This window comes from Gracilibacillus phocaeensis (genome assembly GCF_900626275.1).
GTDB classification, from domain to species: domain Bacteria; phylum Bacillota; class Bacilli; order Bacillales; family Amphibacillaceae; genus Gracilibacillus; species Gracilibacillus timonensis.
Map to the genome: position 1 here is coordinate 172,466 of NZ_LR131144.1, position 17,715 is coordinate 190,180.

Here is a 17,715-nt window from a genome sequence, read left to right on the forward strand (position 1 = left end):
ACTAATGAAGCAAACCCTGTCTACTAAAAATATTCGGAATTTTTCCAAAAGTAGCTTACTAATGTTGGGAGCATTATGTTATAATGAAAAAGTCGAATAGAGTATAAAAAGATAGGATGTTGATGAATAGTGGAAACGAGATCGAGACAAAGAAAGGGAAAAAAATCAAAAAAATGGTGGATACTAACGCCACTTATTATTATTTTTGCATTGATTTTAGCGGTAGGCATATATGCCTGGTCGATTCTTAGTAATGTACAAGATACGTTTGATTCAAAGATGCACGATCCGTTGGAAACCATTGATATGGAAAGGTCAATGGAAAAAGCAGAAAGCGGAGAACCTCTTAACATTTTATTATTAGGAGTAGATCAGGAAGATAATGATATTGGTAGATCTGATGCGATGATGGTGCTCTCTTTAAAACCAGAAAGTGATTCTATGGAATTAATTAGTATTCCACGTGATACAAGGACTGTCCTTCCTGGTAGGGGGGAAGATAAAATTAACCATGCTTACGCTTTTGGTGGTGCCGATATGGCCGTTCAAACGGTGGAAGACTTCATCGGTATTGAGCTTGACTATTTTGTGCGCGTGAATATGGGTGGTTTAAAAGAGTTAGTAGATGAGCTAGGTACCATTACGGTTGATAATGAAATCGCATGGGATGATGGTACTTATCAATTTACCGAAGGACCAACGGAAATGGACGGTGCCAAGACCTTGGCTTTCGTACGGATGAGGAAACAGGATCCGGAAGGTGATTTTGGTCGAACAGAACGGCAGCGTAAGGTTATTCAAGGTATTATCGACGAGGGTGCTAACGTTGCCAATGTCACAAAGGTCAATGAATTAATTGATATCATGGGCAATAACATGGCTACCAGCCTGACATACGATGATATGAAAGCCTTATTGAGTGGATATCGCGGTACTAGAAATAATCCGACCAGCTATTTAATGCAAGGTTCTGGTACAACCATTGATGGTATCTATTATTATATTGTTCCAGAAGAGGAAGTCACTAAAGTACGAGAGATGATCAACAGCTAGGGCCGATAAACGGCTCTAGCTTTTTATTTTAAAAGGATGTGAAGAAAAAGGAAAGTTGAGCTTGCTTAGACTAGGTATCGTAACAAGTCTACCTTTTAGCCGGATATACACGAATCATTTGAATGAGTAAGATGTATAACAAAAGCAAACCACCTATAAACGCTAGATTTGGCAACCATACTGCCAGTCCTTTATAGAAGACCAATGGCCATAGCAAGGCAAAACCCGTCATCTTCCATAATTGTTGATAAGCAAGGCGACGATGTAAGAAAAGCCTGCACAACCAGCCGCCTAGTGCTAATATAGAAACACTTACAATCACAAGAAACATGATAGAAAAGGGATAAAATACAATAATTTGCAGTAAATATTGACTATAAGATGCTTGTGAAACGCCTGCTTCAAATCGAAGGATGAGCGAAATAACGTTTGGTAAAAAAGCAATAAAAAACAATAAGAATAGATAGACAAGGGTGTCTCTCATACTAACGCGGTTCAAAGCAAAAAGCGCCTTTTTCTTTGGCAGTGCCGCACTTTTCCCTAGGATATTAAATAGTTTCATAGGAACCTCCGAAAATCGCTTAATCGATTATTTTTCGATAGGCCCTATCATAATAAATCAACGGCTTACCATCTCTCAAGTCAATTTCATCTACTTCTGCGATTAATAACATGTGATCGCCAGCTTCTACACTGTTAATAACTGTGCAAGCCAGGGTTGTTAGCGCATTGTTTATCACAGAGACTCCGTCTAGTGTTGTAAAATCCTCAAACGGTTCATCTACCTGTTTGGCAAAGATCATCGAAACATCTTCTTGTTCTTCTCGTAAAATACTTACTCCAAAACGCTGCAGCTCATCTGCATGTTTATACATTTTTGTTTTTTGATCGAGTGAAATGGTAATTAATTGTGGATCCAGGGATACGGACATAAATGCATTAACCGTCATTCCATGTATGTGCCCATTAATTTGACCGGTAACCACCGTAACCCCAGTGGAAAACTTGCCCATAGCCTGGCGAAATTCTTGTGAACTCATCAGCTGAATGCCTCCTTTATATATTCTCTGTATCTTATCATCATAACATAATCCATTATAATAATAATCTGATTGGCTCAGAAATAAGGAAATGATATTCAGGAATAAAAAGCTGGGCAAAATCCTGTCTTGTCCTTTATTACGAATCAAATGTAGTCTAGTCAGAGGCATTGCTTTGGGGAGCTAAGCATGGTTTTCTTTTTCTTTGAAAAAAAACACTTATTACAGTGTTAACCGTCCGAGAAAAAACACATATGGCAGCCTCGTTTATAGAAGGTTTTTTACGAAGGAATTTCACAAGCCACTTCATTATTAGCCGTAATAATTGTAAAAGCAGGCATGTGTTATTCTGCCTGCTCAACATACGGAAGTTATTCTTCTTCATACTCATAGGCAACTTCATCGTCTTTTTCATCATAATTAACAATCAAGTTATAGCCTTTGAAATACCATTCGTCTGTCTCATCAATAAAAAAGGTGATTCCGCCCTTTTCTTTTTGTGTAATGATTCCTTTTAGCGGTTCATTAAGGGAAAAGGCTAACGAAAACCCTTCATGTATAGGGCTGTTTCCTCCATACTTCGCTTGAAATTTCACCGTGTTACCTTCACTTACTTCCACTTCGTCTTTAAACCATTCTAGTGCCTTATCCGAAATCTTTATTTCCAATCATAGCAACTCCCTTCTAGTATAAAAAATAGTTCAAAAAAAGCTTGATAAAAGGATCGGATTTTTATCGATTATGGGCGATTTTTAGTAGAAATCCAGCTGCATTCTTTTTCAGCCACTTTTTGAACATCCTCTTAAATCTATTCCCATATAAGGAAGGTGTTACACCTATTATACGGGATTAGTATGTGAATAGATAGCATTATTTCCTGGGAAATTGTCGATATACCTTCGTAAATAGGAAGGATTACTTGAATCGCTGATGAATAAGTTTTACTTTAGGGTATTTTTTGTTACACTGTATTATAGTAAAATGAGTCTTATCAGGATGTTTTGCGACTATGACGCAGAATAAAATGGACGCTTAACAACATGATATTGTGCGTAGGTAAATAATAATAACTGAAGGTGGTGTAATAGTGGCAGTTAAATATACGAATTTTCGTGGGGATGTATACTATCTGCATGTACGACAAACCAAAAAGGGAAATCCAAGCTATTACTTTAAGAAAGAAGACGATAATACCGATGTACCCAGTATCCCAGAAGGATATGAAATTTATGAGCACCCCAATGGCCGTGTGTTTTTAACCAAAAAAACCAAGAAACAAATTACTAATGAAGAGATCAATTTAGTACAAGAGTGTATGGAACAACATAGTCCGATTAGGGATTTTAAATTAGATGTCAAAAAGAATACGATTTTTGTATATACCTATGAAAATCCCGTCCCATTCAATGAAAATCCTTTGATTGTGGAGGCATTGTCGGATCCCAAGTATAAAACCTACTTCACTGAGCTTTGCTTCACATTGATAGATAAGGAAAACAGAGCTTTTAAGGTGGAGCAAAGAAAATATACAGGTGGTAAAGAGAATGAATGGTTAACGCTAGATGAATCAGATGATTTAGCAGCCTTAGTAGAGCAATATGTACAACATTTAGGACAAGAAAGCTTCTATGAATTGCGTTAACACCTGAAATACAGCTATTATCGCCATTTTTTAATCACCATTATAGCCCCATCATGTTTAACTATCATTCTATGGATAGTTAATGGAACATGGTGGGGGCGCTTTTCTGTTTGAAACAGGTGAGCAAGACTTGTACTAAATGTAGTATAGTTTTACGTTAATATCTTGATTATGATTACCGAATTCCCGCCCAAAGAGGGTGAGGCCACCTACATGCTCGGCCTCTTGCTTTACTTCCATGCGAATCTTCCATAAGTCAATGGTTGTATCTAAATCGTCAATGGTTACATCAGATAGAGGATCGCCATCTATATAGGTGCCATGAGATGTGATCCTTATCGTCTTTAATAATCCATATTGATTCACATTTTCCGGCCACCAGTCGGGGGTGTATAAGCCGCGTGTATCGGCAAAATCTCCAGGGCTTTGCCAAGTGCCCAGCTCTTGGTCATTCAAACTAAACGTAATATCAGACGGCCACACATCATGAGAAAAAGGGAATTCTGATCCTATTTCAAAACTGATTTCCAACTGTTGTAATTGATCATTTTCCTGTAAATAGTTTGGTGTTTTATACTCGATAAAACCTTCCGTAAACCAGAGGATTCCTGCCTCCATTCGTTTAGGGTCCATAAAATACTTGGTTTGATCTACTTCGCCAATAAAATCCTTACTGGTGGCCAGACCGCATGTTGGTTTTACCAAGTAATCCGTATAATGACCGACCGGGATAGAGGTTTCATATGTAGCAAACGAATGATAAATTTTCTTTGGGAAGTTAACTTCAATATGATCTACTTTTAATATAGAAATACGTTGTAAACCTGATTTACCGGGGATCTTTTCGGTTCGAATAATCCCTGCCTCTTCTAATTTTTCTACGTGTTTTTTAACGATTGGACTGCTTAGCCCTAAAGCCGCGGATAATTCTTTAATATTCATTTTGTTGGTAGAGAGTAATTGGATGATATCCAGTCTTACTTGGCTTGCCAAAGCGGCATAAACTGGTAATGAGTCTTGATCTATTTTCAATTGCATAAAACGTATCAGCTACTTTCTTTATATGATTTCTCAAGTTTAAAAAGGTTGTTCAAAAAGTCCAACAAAAATGACGCATCGAATTTCTGCTAAGTCCGCCCGCATCCTGGTGGGTAACATAGAAGTCAACACTTCCTGTGCAAGCGCAGGCGTTGCGAATGTTACCTGTGTACCTATTATCGGCCTTTTTGAATACGCACTTAAAAAACTCGTTTAATGTTTATTATACCGAAGTTTGCGCTAGGATTCAGCATTTGTGGAATTTTTTTATTAAATAAATTCGACTGAGTCAGGTCCAACAAGGGTATACCAATGGTAGTTAGAATTGTTCAACCAGGGAGGAAAGTCTGTGAAAACCTATCAATACACCAAACAAGAAGTACTTAACGAATGGAAGGCAGATGAGAAAAATGGATTAACAGAGGCCGAAGCGAAGAAACGATTAGAGCAAGAAGGTTATAATGAAATTGCCGATCGTGAGAGTGTTCCGACATGGAAGTTATTTTTAGAGACATTCAAAGATGCGATGGTTATCGTTCTCTTAGTGGCTGCAATTGTTCAAATCTTGCTAGGAGAAATGATTGAATCGATCATTATCTTTATCGTTATTTTGTTAAATTCGGTAATCAGCGTTGTTCAGACGAAAAAAGCAGAAAGCTCACTAGAGGCATTGCGGGATATGTCTGCGCCAGAGGCAAAGGTGATTCGAGATGGAACAAGTGCGGTTGTGATGGCTCGGGAATTGGTGCCAGGCGATATTGTTACCTTAGAGGCGGGAGATTACATACCGGCTGATGGGCGGTTATTGGAAGCAGAATCTTTGAAAGTAAATGAAGGAATGTTAACGGGAGAATCAAATGCCGTAGAGAAAATCACCGAACCGCTAGAAGAAGAAATGTCTATTGGAGATCAAGTCAATATGGTTTTCTCCAGTTCGCTAGTAGTGAATGGGCGAGCGAGCTTTGTCGTTACCGGGACTGGTGAGAAAGCAGAAATAGGCAAGATTGCGGAAATGATTGAAACGGCAGAAGCCAAACAGACACCTTTACAACGAAAATTGGATAATTTCAGTAAAAAACTAGGATTCGCCATTCTTGCGATTTGTATTCTTATTTTTGCTATACAAGTGGGGCGTATCTGGTTTAGCGATGCTGACGTGGACATGACTACAGCGGTGTTAGAGGCTTTGATGTTTTCAGTAGCTATTGCGGTAGCCGCGATTCCTGAGGCATTACAATCGATTGTGACCATTGTCTTATCCGTTGGTACGAACAAAATGGCCAAACAGCATGCGATTATCAGACGACTTCCAGCCGTGGAGACATTAGGTTCCACAAGTGTGATCTGTACCGATAAGACTGGAACATTAACCAAGAATGAAATGACAGTAACGCAAGCCTATCTTCCATTAATAGAGAGTCCATGGCAAGACAAGCAGTGGAGTCAAGCAGAACAGTTGCTGCTTTTTTCGGCTGCATTGTGTAATGATTCGTATATCAATGAAGAGTCTAATGAAATTGGTGATCCTACAGAGATTGCTTTGATTCGTTTAGGGGAAAAATATAATCAATCGTATCAAACATTACGTGAACGTTATCCACGTGAAGCAGAGTTACCGTTTGATTCTGATCGTAAAATGATGTCGACTGTACATACGATAGAGGGAAAACGTCTTATGCTGGTTAAGGGCGGACCGGATGTGATGCTGGAGCGTACTGATTCTGTTCTCGAAAATGGGACAGTGACGGCGATGACGGCAGAACGACAGCAGCAATTGATTCAACAAAACGAAGCGTATTCGAACCAAGCACTTCGTGTACTCGCTTTTGCTTATAAGGAAATACCAAAAGGAAAAGAAATTTCTTTGGCAGACGAACAAGGATTAACGTTTCTAGGTTTTACAGCGATGATTGATCCACCTCGCGATGCTGTTTATGGGGCAATTGAGGAAGCTAAGAAGGCGGGTGTTAAGCCTGTGATGATTACCGGGGACCATAAGACAACCGCAGAGGCGATTGGTCGTGATATCGGATTGATGAGAGAGGGCGATATGGCACTAACCGGTAAAGAGCTTGATCAGTTGTCCGAACAGGAATTGGATCAAAAGCTAGAATATATCTCGGTTTATGCCAGGGTTTCACCAGAAAATAAAATTCGTATTGTGAAGGCATGGCAACGCAAGAATCAAATCACGGCGATGACCGGAGACGGTGTCAACGATGCACCTGCCCTTAAACAAGCCGATATTGGTATTGGAATGGGAAGTGGTACGGATGTAGCGAAAGACGCTGCTGCCATGGTCTTAACGGATGATAATTTTGTTTCTATTGTCAAGGCGGTTAGTGTAGGGCGTACGGTATTTGATAATATCAAAAAATCGATTGCGTATCTATTTGCTGGGAATCTCGGGGCAATTATAGCGATTGTGTTTGCCGTTCTGATGAACTGGGCCAATCCTTTTACCGCTCTGCAGCTCTTGTTTATTAATCTGGTCAATGATTCCCTGCCTGCGATAGCATTGGGAATGGAAAAATCAGAACCAAATGTTATGAAACGAAAGCCACGTAAAATCGATGAAGGCATCTTTGCCGGTGGAACACTGCAATCGGTTATCCTGCGTGGGGTGCTAATTGCTGCAGCTGTTATTACGGCTCATTATATTGGACTTCAGCATTCAGATGAAATGGGCGTGGCGATGGCCTTTAGTGTGCTAATCTTATCGCGAACGCTGCAGACTTTCCCAGCAAGATCCAACGTACAGACGGCTATTGGGGCTGGCTTTTTCCAAAATAAATATGTCTTAGGTGCCGTTATCGTAGGATTCTTATTATATGCACTGACGATGATGCCATTTGCCCGGGGAGTATTTCAGATTCCAGATACATTCGGTTGGGCAGAAGGCTTGCTTGCCTTTGGACTAGCGCTTGGCAGTATGGTTTTAATGGAAGTGTTCAAGCTGATTCGAGTAAAAAGCAAATCCTAAGATGTAATGCATGTAGTTGACATAATCTGAGATTGTCCGGAAAAAGGTTGAAACCGTCCGGAAAACGAACGAAACTGTCAGGAAAGAAGCTAAAAAAGATGTCAGTAAAGAGAACAAACCGTCCGGAAGACGAGGTTTTACGCTCAAATGGATTGCTATAGGAATAGCAGCCGCTGAAAAAATAGGATTTTCTTTCATTTCTGACAGAGAAAATAGTATAATGGGGGATAAGTAGAGAAAGGGGTAGTCATCATGATGAACGCACTGGTTTTACAATCCGATTTTGGCCTGGAAGATGGCGCAGTAAGTGCAATGAAAGGTGTTGCACACAACGTTAGCAAACTGATTTCTATATATGACAACACCCATGATATCCCGCCATTTGATATTTGGGCTGGGTCTTACCGCTTATTACAGACGATAGGTTATTGGCCAGAGAGCACCGTTTTTGTATCTGTCGTTGATCCTGGGGTTGGATCAGAAAGAAAAAGCGTTGTCGCTCAAACCAATAATAATCAATATATCGTAACGCCAGATAATGGCACCTTAACCCATGTCCATCAAAAAGTAGGTATTAAACAGATGCGGGAAATTGATGAAAACCTAAATAGGCTGCCCAAGTCCGGTGCGTCTCATACCTTTCATGGTCGCGATATATATGCCTATACAGGGGCTCGCTTGGCTGCTGGTGTCATCAGCTTTCAAGAAGTAGGCAGAGAATTAGATTTGGCTGATATAGAGCAATTAACTTTTTATGAACCGGAAAAAACGGACAACATGATTAGAGGAACCATTGATATTCTCGATGTGCGCTTTGGTAACCTGTGGACCAATATCAGCAGGGAGCTCTTTCTGTCATTAGGTATTCATTATGGAGATGCGATTGAAATCGAAATTGTCAATGATATCAGGAGGATGTACCGGAACAGTATGACGTTCGGCCGTTCTTTTGCAGCAATTCAGCTCGGGGAGCCCGTGCTGTATGTCAATTCATTAGATAACATGGCAGTAGCCATTAATCAAGGCTCTTTTGCCAGGGCCCATAATATTGGAACAGGATCCAACTGGCATATTTATATCAAGCGGATAGATTAAGTTAAGGAGTTATTGCATGAGTAGTTGGTGGAAAGAATTTAATAGTCTGTTTAAGCGATTCGTACTCATCGCCAATGTGTTACCTGTCTTCTTTGGTTTCATGATAGCTAGCAGATATTACGGGATTGCTTTTTCAGATTATTGGTTGGAATTTGTATTATTAACGGTTGGAAGCTTCTTGTTGATTGCTGGTGCACTGACGTTAAACAATTGGCTGGAAGCAGACGTAGATAAATTAATGGAGCGGACAAAAAATCGTCCTACTGTTACAGGCACACTATCTTTACGAACGATTTTAGCGATTGGTATCTTACTGAGTGTAGCTGGTCAGATCCTGTTGTTTTTGATTAATTTGGAAGTAGCCTTCTATGGTTTTATTGGCTGGTATACGTATATTGTGGTCTATACGATTTGGACCAAAAGAAGAGTCACGTGGAATACGCAAATTGGCAGTGTGTCAGGAGCGGTTACTCCACTGATGGGTTGGGCCGTAATTGATACGGCATGGCACCCTATTCCACTTGCTTTATTTATAATAATGTTTCTTTGGCAAATGCCACATACGTACGCGATTGCCATTCGTAAGTTTGATGATTATGCCCGTGCTGGCTTGCAGATGCTTCCCGTAGTAAAGGGATATGAAGTGACCATCCGGCGTAATTTTGTCTATATTGCCTTGTTGCTGGCGGTGCCATTCTTCGTACCCGGCTTTTCACCCTTTTTTTATATAGGGATTACCGTGTTAAACCTGGTTTGGCTAAGTATTGCTTTCTATGGTTGGAAGGCAGATTCGCTGCTTAAGTGGGCTAATCTGTTGTTTGCCAGTTCTTTGGCATATTTGATGACAGTGTTTGTGCTATTTCTAGTCTGGGTGCCTCAGAACTAAACAAAACGGGATCAGCTCTATCAGGCCGGTCCCGTTTTGATAATGATTAATCATTATGATAATCTCGTGAGATAGAAACAATTTCGCCCGTGTAGGCGTCGATATCTAAATCAATCTCTGCTTCACTTGTGGTCACTTCTATTTCATAATATTGACGGCCATCATCTTCGTCAAAATCTAAGTCAGTAATCTCGCCATCATACTCTTCTAATGCAATATTAGATGCTTCATCGGCTGAAAGTAGAGCTTCATTACCTTGTTGCGTCTGATCATGGCGATCTTCTGATTTTGTGATAATTTCTCCGCTGTATGCGTCAATCTCTAATTCGATTTCTGCTTCATCCGTGAGCATTTCTATGTCGTAATATTGACGACCATCATCACCATCAAAATCTAAGTCAATAACCTCACCATCATATTCCTCTTGAGCAATGGCAGTGACTTCCTCTGTAGAAAGGCGTTCGTTGTTGCTGTTCTCTTGTTGAGTGTTATTTCCATCATTATTTTCTTCTGTTTCTTGATTGTTGCTGTTGTCCGCCTGCTGTACCATATCTTCATCTAACTCTAAGATATCACCTGTTTCTGCATCGATGGTTAGATCATATAGACGATCATCACCCTGAATCTTGATTTCATAAACTTGTTTGTTATCTTCTCTGTCCTGTTTTAATTCAACAATTTCTCCTGAGTATTGGTTGGTAGCTATTTCGGTTGCTTCTTCCTCTGTCATCATCGCACTGGCTGGACTGCTGTTAAATTGCCAAATCGCAAAGGCAGCACCAATGATAATGAGACTCCCTACAATGATTAAGAACTTCTTGTGTTGTAATAATTTTTGTTTCATGTTATCTCCTCCATATCTTTTGTTAATTCTACTATACCCCAGCAAAATGAAGGAGCGCTGAGAGAAAAATGAGAAAATGATGAGAGTCTACTGAGCATTTTCTCAAGACTAGGTCCGTCATTGGTGGTTCAAATGCATTGAACCCATCATAGATCTGAAACTATCTTGGCAAATGAATCGTAAAGGTAGAACCTTCATTGATCGCTGAATCAATCGTTATCGTTCCGCCATGTCCGTGTACGATTTGATAACATATCGCTAGCCCCAAACCAGTTCCGCCGGCTTTACGACTTCTAGCTTTATCCACACGGTAAAAACGTTCAAAAATGTGTTCCTTATCTTGTTCAGATAATCCTTCTCCACAATCGGTAATAGAAATAGTTAGCGTTGTCTCCGTACTGTCCGTTTCTACAAGCACTTTGTCATCACTATACTTACAGGCATTATCGATTAAAATATAGATCGCTTGATGAATTTTATGTTTATCACCGGAATAGCGGAGATCAGCCTCTGTCTTGTTTCGATAATGAATCTCCCTCTGATAGGTGGTGGAAAGGGAGCGGATCGACTCACGTATCAGCTGACTTAGATCTATTTCTTCAAATAATAAGTCTGCTTGATTTTGATTTTTGGCAAGAGTCAACATCTGTTCTGTCAGGTGTTTCATACGTTCCGATTCAGATAAAATGGTTTCCGTTGCTTCCTCTAATAATTCTGGACGATCTTTTGCCCGTCGTTGTAATAATTCAGCATAACTCGTAATAACGGATAGAGGAGTACGCAATTCATGGGAAGCGTCCGACACAAAACGTTCTTGCTTGCCAATATTTTCTTCTACTCGATCAATCATGGCATTGTAGGCTTTCTGCATCTCGGTGATTTCATCTTGAGTTTTTCCTTTAAGCCTTAGCTTTTCCCATTTGCCGTTCTTCGGATTGTCCTTCATTTCATTGGTTAGTAATCGAATCGGCTTGGTCATAAAACCAGCAAGTAAATAGGCTACCAAAAGTGTTGGTATCAATAGAACCCCAGTCGTTGCCAAAAGGACGATTTGTAGTGTTTGTAAGGTGTCTGCCGTTTCATATAATGCCTCACTTACTTGCAAGGTTACAATCGATCCATCTTCCCAAATTAACGGTTTAGACACCTGCATATAAAGTAGTCCATCTTCCCTTTGATGCAGGTTTTGTGTTTCCGTCGTCGTGTATTCATAAGGCCACTCCGTAAATGAACTATCTGTGGAGACATCATAAATAGGGTCAGAGGCCTCTTCAGAGATAATCCGAATCATCCCATTGGCTGGTAAAAAGGCCTTGAGCAATTCATTGATATCAACGTTGTCTGTGGTATTTTCAGCAAATACACTCATAATATTAGCAGTTTCTTGCTGTAGCCGATTCATTTCATTATTATGTGCTTGATTTTCGTACATGAGGTAAATCGCGCTATTGATAAGTAAAACAACTACCAGGATAAAACCGGTTAATATAAGCTGAAATTTCGTCCGCAGTTTCATGAAATGCCGTCCTTAATCGTGTAGCCAACGCCACGTACGGTCTGAATCGTTTCCGTGCTAAAAGGTTTATCAATTTTATTACGCAGATAGCGAATGTAGACGTCTACCACATTGGTATCTCCAGCGTACTCGAATCCCCATACCTGATCAAGCAGTTGATCACGGTTAAACACCTGGTTTTTGTTTTTTAACAGGAAAACAAGCAAATCATATTCTCTTGGTGTCAGCTCAATTGCAGTGTCCTCTCGATAAATATCCCGAGACGATAAGTTGACAGATAACCCCTGATGACTAAGCTGTTCAACGGAATTATTTGCGGGAACGGTTTGTCGCAATTGCGCTCGAATCCTAGCAAGTAATTCTTCTGTCTGAAATGGTTTGGTCAGATAATCATTAGCCCCTAAATCTAACCCAGATACCTTATCGTGTACCTCATCTCGTGCCGTTAATAGAATAATGGGGGTGGCTTGATTTTGCTTACGATAACGTCGCAGCAATTCCATTCCGCTCATACCTGGAAGCATAATGTCTAAAAGAATCAAATCAAAATTTTCCGATTGCAACAGCTGGAATGCCTGCTGTCCATCTAAAGCAATAGAGGTTTGATAATCCTCATAACCTAACTCCAATTCAAGTACGCGTGCTAGTTTTTCTTCATCTTCTACGATTAGTATATGCGTCATCGGACAGCCTCCTTTTCTCTAATATAGCATATCCTGTTAATAAAAGAAAAAGCCCTGTAATTATGAATACAGAGGCTTTGTCGAAGAACGATATTTAATTTCATAAGGTACGATAATCCGTTTAGCAGGTTCTTCCTTGTTTTTGGTTTGCTCAATTAAGCAGCGTGCCGATTGAAACCCGAGTTGATAAATATTAATATCTACTGTGGTGAGCGGGGGATGAGTAATCTCCGATAAATAAAGGTTATTAAAGGAAGTTAAGGAGACATCCTCCGGGCATTGCAGTCCAATTTCCTTGATGGCGTGGATAACCCCAAGTGTCATAAGATCATCTGATACGACCAATCCGGTAGGAGGGTGGTCTAAGGCAAAGAGCTTCTCAACAGCTTCGGTCCCTCCAGATTTAAGAAATTCGGTATGAACGATATAATCATCGGATAAAGGTAGATTATTTTCCCGAATGGCAGAGCGAAAGCCATTCAGTCGTTCTTGGGTAACGGTTAGTTCCAGAGATCCTCCAATAAAACCAAGGTGTTGATGTCCCATGTCAATCAAATGCTTAGCTAATTCCTGACTTGCTTTGAAGTTGTTATTATCGACATAAGTGATTTCGCTTTCATCTTTAGAGGGCTTGCCGACAATGACAAAAGGGAAGTTCTCCTCCATAAGAAATTGCTGGACAGGGTCGTTATTGCGTGAATAAAGTAAAATAAGTCCATCCACCCGATGTCCATTCACCATTCGCTGCACTTCTTCGAAGGTAGTCTCATCATTTTCGCCAGTAGAAACATATAAAGAATATTCCAATTCATGGGCAAATGCCCCGATCCCGCGTAATACTTCGGGAAAAAAAGGGTTCTGCAATGCTTTATCGGCAGAAGAGGGCATAATCACACCGATCGCCTGGGAAGATCGTACTGCCAGGTTTCGCGCATTGATATTGGGATGATAGCCAAGTTCCTTCATGGCTTTACGTACACGTTTTTTTGTATTCAAACTAATTCTGGAACTATCTGCAATTACTCTTGAAACAGTAGACGGGGCAACCCCAGCCTTTTTTGCGACATCTTTAATCGTTGCGGCCATTATTTCTCATCCTTTGGTTGTTATAGTGCTGAATAGCGTATAATAGTATTGCATATCTATTATATGCTATTCAGACTTAAATTAAAATAGATACTCTTGAGTGGAAAGTACCACTCAAGAGTATGGGAGGGGGGTTACCCTTTTGTTCCTCCGGCTGTTAAACCAGAGATCAAATAACGTTGTAAAAATAAATAAACGGTCGCTACCGGCAACGCTATAAGAATAGAGCCTGCCGCAAATCTAGTGAAATTATTGGCGAATTGATCATTGATAAAGTTAAATAATCCAACTGCTAGCGTATAGTTATCCTGACTCGATAGAACGATAGATGGTAATAGGAAGTCGAATAACGGCATCATAAAATTAAACAATGCTACTACTGCTAAAATTGGTTTCGCTAACGGGAGCATAATACTCCAGAATACTTTTAGGTGTCCCGCTCCATCAATCTTGGCTGCTTCATCTAACTCTCTAGGGATAGTATCAAAGTACCCTTTCACCAGCCAAGCATTAAATGGTATCTGCCCGCCGAGATAAACAAAGATTAACCCTGTTAAAGTATCTAACATACCGATCATGTTTAAGAAGATATACAAGGCAACCATGGCCATCATAACCGGAAACATCTGTAACAATAGAAAGATATATAAAGCATTTTTCTTACCAACGAATTGATAACGTGAAAATGCATAAGCCACTAATGAGGTAAGAACTACACTACCAAAAGCTACAGAAATAGAAACGATTAACGAATTCTTATACCAAATCAAATAGTCACTTTGCTCACTGAACAACCATTTATAATGGTCTAGCGAAAAATTTTCCGGAATGAGAGAGGACGAATATAGGCTTGTACCTTGATTAAAGGACATACCTACTGTCCAGACCAGCGGATAAAAAATAATGATAGAAACAATCGCGAGAATGAGATAGATAAGTGTTACTTCCAACTTAGATTTTAGCTTCTGATTCATTATAACTCTCCTTCCTCTTTAAATGATTTGGTTTGTCTAAATTGATAAAAGGCAAAACCAGAAATGATTAGTCCCATGATTAAGGAGATAACCGCAGCCATTGCATAATTATTCGTATCAAACGTTAATTTATATACCCAGGAAATTAAAATGTCTGAACCTCCAGCATTTTGCCCCCTAACGGGTGGTCCCCCTTCATTGAAAAGGTAGATAATATTGAAATTATTAAAGTTTTGAGCGTATTGCATAATTAATAACGGTGCTGTTGCAAACATCACGTGCGGAAATGTGATAAATCTAAATTTCTGAAGACGAGATCCACCATCTACATCGGCCGCTTCATACCAGTCTTTCGAAATACTTTGTAAAATTCCCGTAAATAAGGCAAAGATAAATGGAAAACCGAGCCAAGTTTGGATCAGTATAATCGCTGTACGGGAATAGAAAGGATCACTAAGCCAAGGTAAACCATCACCTCCGAATAGTGGGATAATAATATCTCGGTTAATCGCCCCGAAGTCATCATTAAACATCGCCGAAAAAATCAAGATGGTTACAAAGGCAGGTACTGCCCAAGGTAAAATTAAAATCGTTCGAATCAATTTTTTAAATTTGATTCTAGGATCATTAACAATTAAAGCAAGAAACAAACCAACGGCAATCTGCAATGTTGTTGCAACAATCGTCCAGACGATGGTCCATGCTAATACACTTACAAACGTATCTTGCCAGATCGGGACAGTGACTAACTCTGTAAAGTTCTCAAACCCAACCCAATCGACGAGATTTCTTGGTGGTGAATTATATAAGTTATAATTGGTGAAAGCTAATAAAACGGAAAACATTAATGGAAAAATAACCACAAAGATCATTAATAATAATCCTGGTACAGTCATTAAGTAGGGAAAAGCCGTATCATAGAACTGAATAATCGTACCTTTAAACCCTTTTGGTTGCCATCCATCCTTTAATTTCTTTGCTTGTTTTCGTGCATCTATCACATTAAATACATACAAAGTGACCACAATAATAGCTCCAATTAAAGCAAGGACACCAAATACTAATAATCGAATCGAATGGTCCGTACCTGGAATCGTCCCTAACGTACGAAGTCCCCATAGGCCAAAGTTAATGCTGTCCAACAAAGTGATTAAAAAGGCGATTTCAAAGATAATAAAGAGAAACCCTTTGAAATATCTACGGTTATAAAGTTGTCCAAGTCCAGCAAATACAATAGAAAGTATCGTTGCAATAGTAGGATTATGGTTGGAAAACTTGTGCTTGCTTGTTGTCTGGTCCACTATGCCTACCTCCTGTCATGAAATATAAATAAAAAACAAATGGAAACCAGGGAAGAACAAGCAATTCTTCCCTGGAAATAGTCTTATTCTGCGCCACCACTGGCCTCGATATTAGCTTCTATTTGTTCAACTGCTTCTGGCAGCACAGAAGCAGGATCTTCACCTTCTGCCATAAATTGCAATGCGTTATTCATTGGTTCCCATACTTGAGACATTTGCGGTGTACTAGGCATTGGTACGCCATTTTCAATTTGTGCACTAAATTCCTCGAAAATAGGATCATCTAGATTTTCAAGAGCTACATTATTTGTAGGAAGTTCTCCTGCCTCTTCAAAATAATTTTGACCATTTTCCTCATTTGTTAGAAATAAGGCTAAATCAGTTGCCCAATCAGCTTTTTCTGAATAATAGGAAACCATCCACGCCTTAACACCTACTAAGGTTTGAGCTTCTTCTCCATCGATACTTGGGAATGAAGTGAAACCAAGGCTATCTCCTAATGCTTCTGTATAGCTGCTGATACTCCAAGGTCCATTGATGACCGCGCCAATTGTGCCTTCGGTAAATAGTCCATCAATAACATCTACTGTAGTAGAGGCAGGAATCATGCCTTCATCGAAGAAGGATTGATATAACTCACCAGCTTCAATAGCTGCGTCATTTGCTAATCCAATATCATTAACGTCATAAGCGCCTGGTTCCCCACCAAAGATATAAGCACCTTTTGTCTTAAAGAATGGATAGGAGAAATATAAATCATTTGGTTTCATAAGAAAACCATATTCATCTTCAGAAGGGTTGGTATGTTCTTCTAATGCTGTAATAAGATCATCAACGGTTGTTGGTTCATCGATAATATCTTTATTATAGAAAATACCATAGGTTTCGATCACTGCTGGTATACCATAAATACTTGTTTCTCCTTCGAATTCATACTGAACAGATTCGATAGAGGCATCACTATAAGGTTCAATATCTTCATCGGTTAAGGATAATGGTTGTGCTAATCCTTGAGCGACAATATCACCTGTCATATCGTGTGGCTGGAAGAAGAGGTCAGGACCTTTTCCTTCAGGCCCAGCTAATGCCAGTTCGTCTAATTGATCTAGCATAGATTTGGCTACTATTTCCACCTCGATATCTGTTTCTTCTTCATAAGCAGCAGCAGCGTTCTCAATTGCTGCTAGTTGATTCTCTTCATCATTAGCCCAGACGGTTAAAGATTCTGGCTTTTCTGCCTCATCTTCTTCTCCTCCTGTGTTGTCAGCATTTCCTCCTTCTTCTCTATCTGGAGCACATGCGGCTAAAGCTATTAATGCAAATAACACCATAAGTAATGCAAGAAACGTTTTGTTGTATCTCATCTAAACTTCTCTCCTTTAATTTTAGCGCAATCGATTGCGCTTATTTTGAGTTTATTATACACAGAGTTAACAAATAGCGCAAGCGTTTTCTACAAAAAAATAAATATTCGATAAATGATTGACAGAATCTTTATATGTTGTATAATAGATTGCAGATTCACTTTAAATAGAACAAATTGAGGGCAATGATTTTGTAGAGTCTATACAAAC

General features: G+C 39.6%; 16 protein-coding genes. 5 read left to right on the forward strand and 11 right to left on the reverse strand.

The window, feature by feature from the left end; all coding sequences use genetic code 11:
* Nucleotides 1-129: 129 nt before the first annotated feature.
* Nucleotides 130-1,053, forward strand: coding sequence for an LCP family glycopolymer transferase (locus E0E32_RS08610; protein WP_066191672.1), 924 nt, complete (start codon nt 130-132; stop codon nt 1,051-1,053).
* Nucleotides 1,054-1,141: 88 nt separating this feature from the next.
* Here the strand turns inward: E0E32_RS08610 and E0E32_RS08615 are convergent, their stop codons facing one another.
* From E0E32_RS08615 to E0E32_RS08625, 3 genes are all read right to left on the reverse strand, one after another.
* Nucleotides 1,142-1,615 carry a hypothetical protein gene (locus tag E0E32_RS08615; protein WP_130859593.1) on the reverse strand — a complete coding sequence of 158 codons (474 nt, stop codon included), beginning with the start codon at nt 1,613-1,615 and terminating at the stop codon, nt 1,142-1,144.
* Between the two features lie 19 nt (nt 1,616-1,634).
* A complete protein-coding gene (locus tag E0E32_RS08620) occupies nt 1,635-2,093 on the reverse strand; it encodes a flavin reductase family protein (protein ID WP_066191678.1) in 459 nt (152 codons plus the stop codon).
* 371 nt (nt 2,094-2,464) lie between these two features.
* Complete coding sequence (locus E0E32_RS08625; protein ID WP_066191682.1) at nt 2,465-2,761, reverse strand: HesB/YadR/YfhF family protein; 297 nt, start codon at nt 2,759-2,761, stop codon at nt 2,465-2,467.
* 419 nt (nt 2,762-3,180) lie between these two features.
* Between E0E32_RS08625 and E0E32_RS08630 the strand changes: the two genes are divergently transcribed.
* Nucleotides 3,181-3,735, forward strand: coding sequence for a hypothetical protein (locus tag E0E32_RS08630; protein ID WP_066191685.1), 555 nt, complete (start codon nt 3,181-3,183; stop codon nt 3,733-3,735).
* A 135-nt stretch (nt 3,736-3,870) separates the two neighbouring features.
* Here E0E32_RS08630 and E0E32_RS08635 read toward each other — a convergent pair whose 3' ends face one another.
* Nucleotides 3,871-4,773, reverse strand: a complete 903-nt coding sequence (locus E0E32_RS08635) for an ArsR/SmtB family transcription factor (RefSeq protein ID WP_066191689.1) — start codon at nt 4,771-4,773, stop codon at nt 3,871-3,873.
* A gap of 349 nt (nt 4,774-5,122) precedes the next feature.
* Here E0E32_RS08635 and E0E32_RS08640 point away from each other — a divergent pair, with 349 nt between their 5' ends.
* From E0E32_RS08640 to cyoE, 3 genes are all read left to right on the forward strand, one after another.
* Entirely contained in the window at nt 5,123-7,756 is a 2,634-nt protein-coding gene (locus E0E32_RS08640) for a cation-translocating P-type ATPase (RefSeq protein ID WP_130859594.1), read from the forward strand.
* Nucleotides 7,757-8,008: 252 nt separating this feature from the next.
* Nucleotides 8,009-8,851, forward strand: coding sequence for an SAM hydrolase/SAM-dependent halogenase family protein (locus E0E32_RS08645; RefSeq protein WP_066191693.1), 843 nt, complete (start codon nt 8,009-8,011; stop codon nt 8,849-8,851).
* A 16-nt stretch (nt 8,852-8,867) separates the two neighbouring features.
* Complete coding sequence (gene cyoE / locus E0E32_RS08650; protein WP_066191696.1) at nt 8,868-9,737, forward strand: heme o synthase; 870 nt, start codon at nt 8,868-8,870, stop codon at nt 9,735-9,737.
* Nucleotides 9,738-9,783: 46 nt separating this feature from the next.
* Here the strand turns inward: cyoE and E0E32_RS08655 are convergent, their stop codons facing one another.
* The 7 genes from E0E32_RS08655 to E0E32_RS08685 form a co-directional block, all read right to left on the reverse strand.
* Nucleotides 9,784-10,581: a PepSY domain-containing protein gene (locus E0E32_RS08655; RefSeq protein ID WP_130859596.1), complete on the reverse strand. Its 798-nt coding sequence runs from the start codon at nt 10,579-10,581 to the stop codon at nt 9,784-9,786.
* A gap of 160 nt (nt 10,582-10,741) precedes the next feature.
* A complete protein-coding gene (locus E0E32_RS08660) occupies nt 10,742-12,097 on the reverse strand; it encodes a sensor histidine kinase (protein WP_066191700.1) in 1,356 nt (451 codons plus the stop codon).
* Nucleotides 12,094-12,780 (reverse strand): response regulator transcription factor, encoded by a 687-nt coding sequence (locus E0E32_RS08665; RefSeq protein ID WP_130859597.1) that lies wholly within the window; start codon nt 12,778-12,780, stop codon nt 12,094-12,096. The genes E0E32_RS08660 and E0E32_RS08665 overlap by 4 nt, the downstream gene beginning before the upstream one ends.
* A gap of 60 nt (nt 12,781-12,840) precedes the next feature.
* Complete coding sequence (locus E0E32_RS08670) at nt 12,841-13,866, reverse strand: LacI family DNA-binding transcriptional regulator (protein ID WP_066191707.1); 1,026 nt, start codon at nt 13,864-13,866, stop codon at nt 12,841-12,843.
* A gap of 134 nt (nt 13,867-14,000) precedes the next feature.
* Entirely contained in the window at nt 14,001-14,840 is an 840-nt protein-coding gene (locus E0E32_RS08675; protein ID WP_130859598.1) for a sugar ABC transporter permease, read from the reverse strand.
* On the reverse strand, nt 14,840-16,141 hold the full coding sequence (locus E0E32_RS08680) for a carbohydrate ABC transporter permease (RefSeq protein WP_130859599.1): 1,302 nt from the start codon (nt 16,139-16,141) through the stop codon (nt 14,840-14,842). The genes E0E32_RS08675 and E0E32_RS08680 overlap by 1 nt, the downstream gene beginning before the upstream one ends.
* A gap of 83 nt (nt 16,142-16,224) precedes the next feature.
* Nucleotides 16,225-17,505 carry a sugar ABC transporter substrate-binding protein gene (locus tag E0E32_RS08685; RefSeq protein WP_130859600.1) on the reverse strand — a complete coding sequence of 427 codons (1,281 nt, stop codon included), beginning with the start codon at nt 17,503-17,505 and terminating at the stop codon, nt 16,225-16,227.
* Nucleotides 17,506-17,715: the final 210 nt, after the last annotated feature.